Consider the following 6,964-nt stretch of genomic DNA (forward strand, 5'->3'; position numbering starts at 1 on the left):
ATGCGTTCTGGCTGCTCGGTCTGTTCGCGGTCTCGATCGGATTGCCGTTCTTCGCGCTCGCCGCCAACAATCCGCTGCTGCAGGCCTGGTTCGTCCGCTCGGGGCATCCGGCGGCGCCCGATCCCTATTTCCTCTATGCGTCCTCCAACATCGGCAGCTTCCTGGCACTGTTGTCCTATCCGTTCCTGATCGAGCCGCTGTTCACATTGCGGACGCAGAATCTGATCTGGACCGCCGGCTATGGCGTGCTGATGCTGCTGATCGCCGGCTGCGGCGTCCTGCTGTTGCGCTCGCCGGCACTCGCGCGGGCCGATGCGCAGACCGAGGCAACGGCTTCGCCGGCGCCGAGCTGGCTGTTGCGCTCGCGCTGGATCTTCCTCGCGGCGGTACCGTCCGGGCTCCTGATCGCGGTCACCGCCCATATCTCGACCGACGTCGCAGCGGCGCCGCTGCTCTGGGTGCTGCCGCTGTCGCTCTATCTGCTCACCTGGGTTCTCGTATTCCAGTCACGGCCGCTGCTGCCGCATCGCCTGATGCTGATGCTGCAGCCGGTCGCGATCGCCGGCGTCGTGCTGCTGCTCGCGGTCGGCGGCGAGCAGAACCTGCTGCTGACGCTCGGCGGCCACCAGCTGTGCTTCTTTGTGATCGCGATGGCCTGCCATGGCGAGCTCGCGCGGACCCGGCCCACCGCCAAATATCTCACCGGCTTCTATGTCGCGCTGTCGTTCGGCGGCATGATCGGCGGCTTGTTCGCGGGCCTGATTGCGCCCTTCACCTTCTCCTGGATCGCCGAATATCCGATCCTGCTCGCGCTTGCTGCGATCTGCCGCCCGGCCGATGGCGGCGAGCGGCTGCCGGGCCTGATGCGCTGGTACTGGATCGTGCTGGCGGTCATTGCGCTCGCGCTGATCGTGCCGGCGGAGACATCAGGCAAGCTCACCAATGATCTGCAGGATCATCGCGTCTGGGCCGCGGGCGCGGTCGGTGTGCTCGCGGCGCTGCTCGCGCTCGTGCTCAATGCGAACAGGTGGAAGATCTTCGCGACCGTCGCGATTGCGCTTGTGCTGATCCGGCTCTATCCGGCCGATGGCGGCAGGGTGGAGACCGTGCGCTCATTCTTCGGCGTGCACAAGATCGTGGTGACGCCTGATGGCCAGTATCACGTGCTGATGCACGGTACCACGATCCATGGCGCCGAAAAATATCTGAACAATGACGGCACGCCCACGACCGACCGCCCCGAGCCGATTACCTACTACCACAAGGACGGCGGCATCGGTCAGGCCATTACCGCGATCCGCGAGCGCAAGGCGGCGAGCAACGGGGCGCCACTGAGGGTCGCCGTGATCGGAATCGGCGCCGGCACCTTGACCTGCGCGGCAGAGCCCGGCGAGAGCTGGAAGTTCTTCGACATCGATCAGACCATGGTCGATACCGCGAGCGACCCGAAATATTTCAGCTACATCAAAAGTTGCGCGCCGAACTTCCAGCCTGTGATCGGTGATGCCAGGCTGACCTTCGCCAGGGAGCCGGACGGCATCTACGATCTTATCATCGTCGATGCCTATTCGTCAGATGCGATCCCGATCCATCTCGCCACCGAAGAGGCGATGGCGATCTACAAGTCCAGGCTGGCGCCGCAGGGCGCGGTGGTGATGCACGTCTCCAACCGTCACCTCGAATTGGAGAGCGTGGTGGTCGGCATCGCCGACGAAAACGATCTGAAGAGCTGGGTCTATAACGAGGATTCCGGCCGCGACGGCGAGTATATCTTCGCCACCGACGTGGTGGTCTCGGCGCGCGAGGAGGCCGATGTCGGCAAGCTGGCCTCGTCGGACAAATGGGCCGAGACCGAGCCCACCGAGGGCCAGCGGGTCTGGACCGACGACTATTCGAACATTCTCGGCGCGGTCTACCGGCGGCTCAGGGACGGGGAATGAATGAGGCGCGTGATCGCGCGGCAACTTGTAGGGTGGGCAAAGCGTAGCGTGCCCACCGCTGATCTTGTCGGCCGCGGATGGTGGCACGGCGCGCGTTGGCCGAGCGCATAGCAAACGCCGTACCTCGCGCCTTTGCCCGCCCTGCGATTTCAAAAACAAAAGGCGGGCTCGAGGCCCGCCTTGGTCTGTCCGTGCGACGCCGATTGAGACGATCTCAATCCTGGTAGGTGTTGCCGTAGTAGTATTCCCGCGGTTGATAGGGGCGCGGCTGGTAGTAGCGCTGCTGATAGCCGGGATTGCCGTAATAGCGTTGCTGCGGCGGCGCCGCCACTTGTGCGTCATAGACGCGACGGGTGGTGCCGGGCGGTGCCGGATAGCGGACGCCGGTATCGCTGCCGTCGGCCGGATAGATGTAGCCGTCGTCGGCCCGCTGCTGCGGCACGATCTGGCGGCCGGGCAGGAGCTGCGGCTGCGGCGTCAACACGACCGGCTCGCCGTTGGTATCGGTATATTGCGGCTGTGTCTCGACGGGCTGCGCGCGGGCCACCGCGGTGCCGCGGCGCGGATTGCGGGCCAGCGCGACCGCGGCCGACCCGGTCAGGGTCACCGTGGTATTGAGCACGCCTTCCTTCTGCACGAGCGCGTAGAGCGTGGTGGCGTTGGCCTTGGACAGCCGCACGCAGCCATGCGAGGCCGGCGTGCCGAGCCGGCTCTCGGAATCCGTACCGTGGATCGCATGCCCGACCTTGGTGAAGAAGATCGAGTGCGGCATCGGCGCGTCGTCGAACTCCTTGGAGAAGTGGTCCTCTTCCATGCGGAAGGCGCGGAAGTTTCCGTTCGGGGTCTCACGCGAGGGAATGCCGGTCGAGACCGGCCAATGATAGCGTTCGACGCCGTCGACGGCGACGGTCATCATCTGATTGTTCTTATCGACGGTGATATCGACCTTGGCCCAGGCGGGGGCGCCGACGACCAGCATCAGGCCGGCAAGCGCGAGAAGGGTAGAACGCATATGAACCTCTGGCCTGCAGGCCTTGCTCTAAAGGCCTTGTTCTCAAGGCCTTGCTCTGATTGCACCGCGGCTCTCCGTCCCCGGCATTGAATATGTCGGAAATCCGCTGTTTGTTCCAGCATCCACCCCTCTCATCCTTAATGCTGGCGGCGGCGCAAGCAAGGCGCCGCACGTGCGCAAGGGTGACATTTTCGCGAGCAGACAGGGAAGGCGGGCAGAGCAGGTTGCGCCCTCCCGGGTGGTTCAGTACCCCTCTAATCCGTCACAAAACGGCAACCATTTCGCCGCATCTGCGTTTCAGAAATCCCTCCCGTGGTCCAACCGCTGCCAAGCCAGGACAGACGATGCTGAAATCCAAAGCCAAGACGGCGGTCCTTCCCGACTGCTCGCCGCACCGACTGACGTCGCTGCTCGCGGTGCTCGCCATCATCGCATTGGCGTTCGCCTGGCTCGCGTTGCCGCAACTGGTCCACGCGCAGGGCATCGTGCGTGGCGCGCAGGAAGGTGCCTATGAGGGCAACCGCGCGGCCGGCCCGGTGGGCGGCGTGGTTGGAGGTGCGGTCGGTGCCGGTGTCGGCGGTGCCGTTGGCGCGGTCGAAGGGGTTTTCGGCGTGCCGCATCGCGGCTGGCGTCACCACTGCCGCGGTTATCGCGACGGTTACGGCCACTTCCACTGCTACCGCTAGCTAAGCGAGGCCGGTTCGCACCGCGCGTCGCCTCTCCCCTTGCCAGCGCGCAGCTTCCCGTTCAGGATGGCGTCAATCACGCGGACAACCGCGGGTGTTGCAACGGGAGGGGACGAATGCGTGGTTCTGGAAGTGTGCTTGGATCTGCCGGACTTGCCGCTGTACTGATGCTGGCGCTCGGGGCGGGGGGCGCCGCGGCGGCCGACAAGCCGATTGTCGGGCTCGTCACCAAGACCAACACCAATCCCTTTTTTGTGAAGATGCGTGAAGGCGCCGAAGCGGCGGCCAAGGCCAGCGATATGGAGCTGCGCTCCTTCGCGGGCAAGGTCGACGGCGACAACGAGGGACAGGTCGCAGCGATCGAGAGCCTGATCGCGGCGGGCGCCAAGGGCATCCTGATCACGCCAAACGATTCCCGTGCCATCGTGCCGGCGATCGAGAAGGCACGGGCGGCCGGCATCCTGGTGATCGCGCTCGACACCCCGCTCGATCCGCCAAATGCGGCGGACGCGACCTTTGCCACGGATAATTTCCTGGCCGGGCAGTTCATCGGCCAATGGGTCGCGCGGACGCTGGCCTCGAAGGCAAAGTCCGCCAAGATCGCGATGCTTGATCTCAGCGCCAATCAGGTTTCGGTCGACGTGCTTCGCGACCAGGGCTTCCTCAAGGGCTTCGGAATCGAGATCGGCGATCCCAAGCGGATCGGCGACGAGAAGGATGCGCGCATCGTCGGACACGATGTGACGACGGGCAATGAGGAGGGTGGCCGCACCGCGATGGAGAACCTGCTGCAGAAGGACCCGTCGATCTCAGTCGTCTACACCATCAATGAGCCGGCGGCGGCCGGCGCCTATGAAGCGCTGCGTGCTTCCGGGCGCGAAAAGGACGTGCTGCTGGTGTCGATCGATGGCGGCTGTCCCGGCGTCAAGAACGTCAAGGATGGCGTGATCGGCGCGACTTCGATGCAGTTTCCGCTGCTGATGGCCAGCAAGGGCGTCGAGGCGGTGAAGACCTTCGCCGCCGGCGGTGGCAAGCCGAAGCCTTCGCCGGGGCTCGACTTCTTCAACACGGGCGTCGAGCTCGTGACCGACAAGCCGGTGGAGGACCTGCCGTCGATCGACAGCACGGCTGCGCTGAAGAAGTGCTGGGGCTGATAACAAGGCGCAGACCTCCCAGGCGATAAGGATCACGCCCATGACCGAGACCGGGACCGAGATCGGCGCGGGAGCTCAGGGCGTCCGCGTGCTCGAGCTGGCGAGCAAGGAGAGCGATACCCGCGTCGCCGAATTCGAGGTCCGCGAGCGATCGCTGCCACGGAAGCTGCAGCACTATCTGCACGCCAATCCGACCGCGGTGCCCGCCATCGTGCTGCTGCTCGGCGTGGTGGCGTTCAGCCTCGTGGTCGGCGGCCGCTTCCTGTCGATGTTCAACCTGTCGCTGATCATCCAGCAGGTCACGATCATCGGCGTGATCGGGGTGGCGCAGACGCTGATCGTGATCACCGCGGGCATCGATCTGTCGGTCGGCGCCACCATGGTGCTGAGCTCGGTGATCATGGGCAAGCTCGCGGTGATGATGGGCCTGCCGGCGCCGCTGGCGCTCGGCGTCGGACTCGCCGTCGGCGCGTTGTGCGGGGCGATGAACGGTCTGTTGGTCACCGGCTTCAAGCTGCCGCCGTTCATCGTCACGCTCGGCACCTGGTCGATCTTCTTCGCGCTCAATCTGTGGTACTCGGCCTCCGAGACCATCCGCTCGCAGGACGTGGCCAAGGCCGCACCGCTGCTGCAATGGCTGGGACGGCCGGTCGACGTGCTCGGTGCGCGGTTCACCACCGGCTCGTTCTTCATGCTCGGCCTGGTCGCGCTGATCTGGTACGTGCTGAACCGCACCGCCTATGGCCGCCATCTCTATGCGGTCGGCGACGATCCCGACGCCGCGCGCCTGACCGGCATCCGCACCGACCGAATCCTGTTCTCGGTCTATGTTCTGGCCGGCCTCGTTTCCGCGCTCGGCGGCTGGGCGCTGATCGGCCGCATCGGCTCGGTCAGCCCGCAGGCCGGCCAGACCGCCAATCTCGACAGCATTACCGCCGTCGTGGTCGGCGGTGCCAGCCTGTTCGGCGGCCGCGGCTCGATCATCGGCACCCTGATCGGCGCCTTGATCGTCGGCGTGTTTCGCAACGGGCTCGCGCTGTCGGGCGTCGACGTGCTGTGGCAGGAATTCACGGTCGGCTGGCTGATTATCATCGCGGTCGCGCTCGACCAGTGGATCCGCAAGGTGTCGGCATGAGCACGGAGGCACCCAAGGGGGAGTTCAAGGGCGAGCCGATCCTGCAGGCGCCGATCTTGCAAGCACCGATCTTGCAAGCACGTGGACTGGTCAAACGCTACGGCCGGGTTACGGCGCTCGATCGCGCCGATTTCGATCTCCACGAGGGCGAGATCCTCGGTGTGATCGGCGACAATGGCGCCGGCAAGTCCTCGCTGATCCGTGCGCTGTCGGGGGCGATGGTGCCGAACCAGGGCGAGATCAGGCTGGACGGGCAGCCGGTCGCGTTCCGCTCGCCGCTCGATGCGCAGGCCGCCGGCATCGAGACCGTGTATCAGACGCTGGCGCTGTCACCGAGCCTGTCGATCGCGGACAATTTGTTTCTCGGCCGCGAGCTGCGCAAGCCGGGCATGCTCGGCAGGTATCTGCGCATGCTCGACCGCAAGGCGATGCAGCGCATCGCGCGCGCGAAGCTCACCGAGCTCGGGTTGATGACGGTGCAGAACATCAACCAGCGGATCGAGACGCTGTCCGGCGGTCAGCGCCAGGGCGTCGCGGTGGCGCGCGCGGCCGCCTTCGGCTCGCGCGTCGTGATCATGGACGAGCCGACGGCCGCGCTTGGTGTGAAGGAGTCGCGCCGCGTGCTCGAGCTGATCCTGGACGTGCGGCGGCGCGGCGTCTCGGTGGTCCTGATCAGCCACAACATGCCGCATGTGTTCGAGATCGCCGACCGCATCCACATCCACCGCCTCGGCCGGCGGCTCACCGTGATCGATCCGAAGGACTACACGATGTCGGATGCGGTCGCCTTCATGACCGGTGCGCGGATGCCGGCGGAGGTGGCGGCGTAGGTAGGAGACAGGTTGTTTGAGCGGACGCTATCGGACGGATATCAAGTAACAGCTCAGCAGGCGGTGTACCTTCTCCCCTTGCGGGAGAAGGTGGCGCGTCGCGCCGGATGAGGGGTCTGTCTCCGCGGATGCAGACCCCCCACCCGGCTCGCCGCCGCTTCCGCCTCGGCGATCCACCCTCTCCCGCAAGGGGAGAAGGTGCACTTC

General features: G+C 65.7%; 6 protein-coding genes. 5 read left to right on the forward strand and 1 reads right to left on the reverse strand.

The annotated features are described in order from the left end of the window. A partial coding sequence (locus WA702_RS01290) for a spermidine synthase (RefSeq protein WP_425108713.1) occupies positions 1-1,940 on the forward strand: 1,940 nt, incomplete at its 5' end. A gap of 214 nt (positions 1,941-2,154) precedes the next feature. Here WA702_RS01290 and WA702_RS01295 read toward each other — a convergent pair. After that, positions 2,155-2,952, reverse strand: coding sequence for a L,D-transpeptidase family protein (locus tag WA702_RS01295; protein ID WP_425108714.1), 798 nt, complete (start codon positions 2,950-2,952; stop codon positions 2,155-2,157). A gap of 344 nt (positions 2,953-3,296) precedes the next feature. Between WA702_RS01295 and WA702_RS01300 the strand changes: the two genes are divergently transcribed. The 4 genes from WA702_RS01300 (at position 3,297) to WA702_RS01315 (ending at position 6,757) form a co-directional block, all read left to right on the forward strand. Beyond that, a complete protein-coding gene (locus WA702_RS01300) occupies positions 3,297-3,638 on the forward strand; it encodes a hypothetical protein (protein WP_425108715.1) in 342 nt (113 codons plus the stop codon). 116 nt (positions 3,639-3,754) lie between these two features. Beyond that, positions 3,755-4,792, forward strand: coding sequence for a sugar ABC transporter substrate-binding protein (locus WA702_RS01305; protein WP_425108716.1), 1,038 nt, complete (start codon positions 3,755-3,757; stop codon positions 4,790-4,792). Between the two features lie 40 nt (positions 4,793-4,832). Continuing rightward, positions 4,833-5,927, forward strand: coding sequence for an ABC transporter permease (locus WA702_RS01310; RefSeq protein ID WP_425108717.1), 1,095 nt, complete (start codon positions 4,833-4,835; stop codon positions 5,925-5,927). Next, positions 5,924-6,757: an ATP-binding cassette domain-containing protein gene (locus WA702_RS01315; RefSeq protein WP_425108718.1), complete on the forward strand. Its 834-nt coding sequence runs from the start codon at positions 5,924-5,926 to the stop codon at positions 6,755-6,757. The genes WA702_RS01310 and WA702_RS01315 overlap by 4 nt, the downstream gene beginning before the upstream one ends. Positions 6,758-6,964 lie beyond the last annotated feature (207 nt).

Origin of the sequence: Bradyrhizobium sp. (genome assembly GCF_049798375.1) — a bacterium.
Classification (GTDB): Bacteria; Pseudomonadota; Alphaproteobacteria; order Rhizobiales; family Xanthobacteraceae; genus Bradyrhizobium.

What these genes read in the sequence shown, in the direction of transcription:
- WA702_RS01295 (WP_425108714.1), bottom strand. Translation starts at nt 2,952, where the DNA reads ATGCGTTCTACCCTTCTCGCGCTTGCCGGCCTGATGCTGGTCGTCGGC.
- WA702_RS01300 (WP_425108715.1), top strand. Translation starts at nt 3,297, where the DNA reads ATGCTGAAATCCAAAGCCAAGACGGCGGTCCTTCCCGACTGCTCGCCG.
- WA702_RS01305 (WP_425108716.1), top strand. Translation starts at nt 3,755, where the DNA reads ATGCGTGGTTCTGGAAGTGTGCTTGGATCTGCCGGACTTGCCGCTGTA.
- WA702_RS01310 (WP_425108717.1), top strand. Translation starts at nt 4,833, where the DNA reads ATGACCGAGACCGGGACCGAGATCGGCGCGGGAGCTCAGGGCGTCCGC.
- WA702_RS01315 (WP_425108718.1), top strand. Translation starts at nt 5,924, where the DNA reads ATGAGCACGGAGGCACCCAAGGGGGAGTTCAAGGGCGAGCCGATCCTG.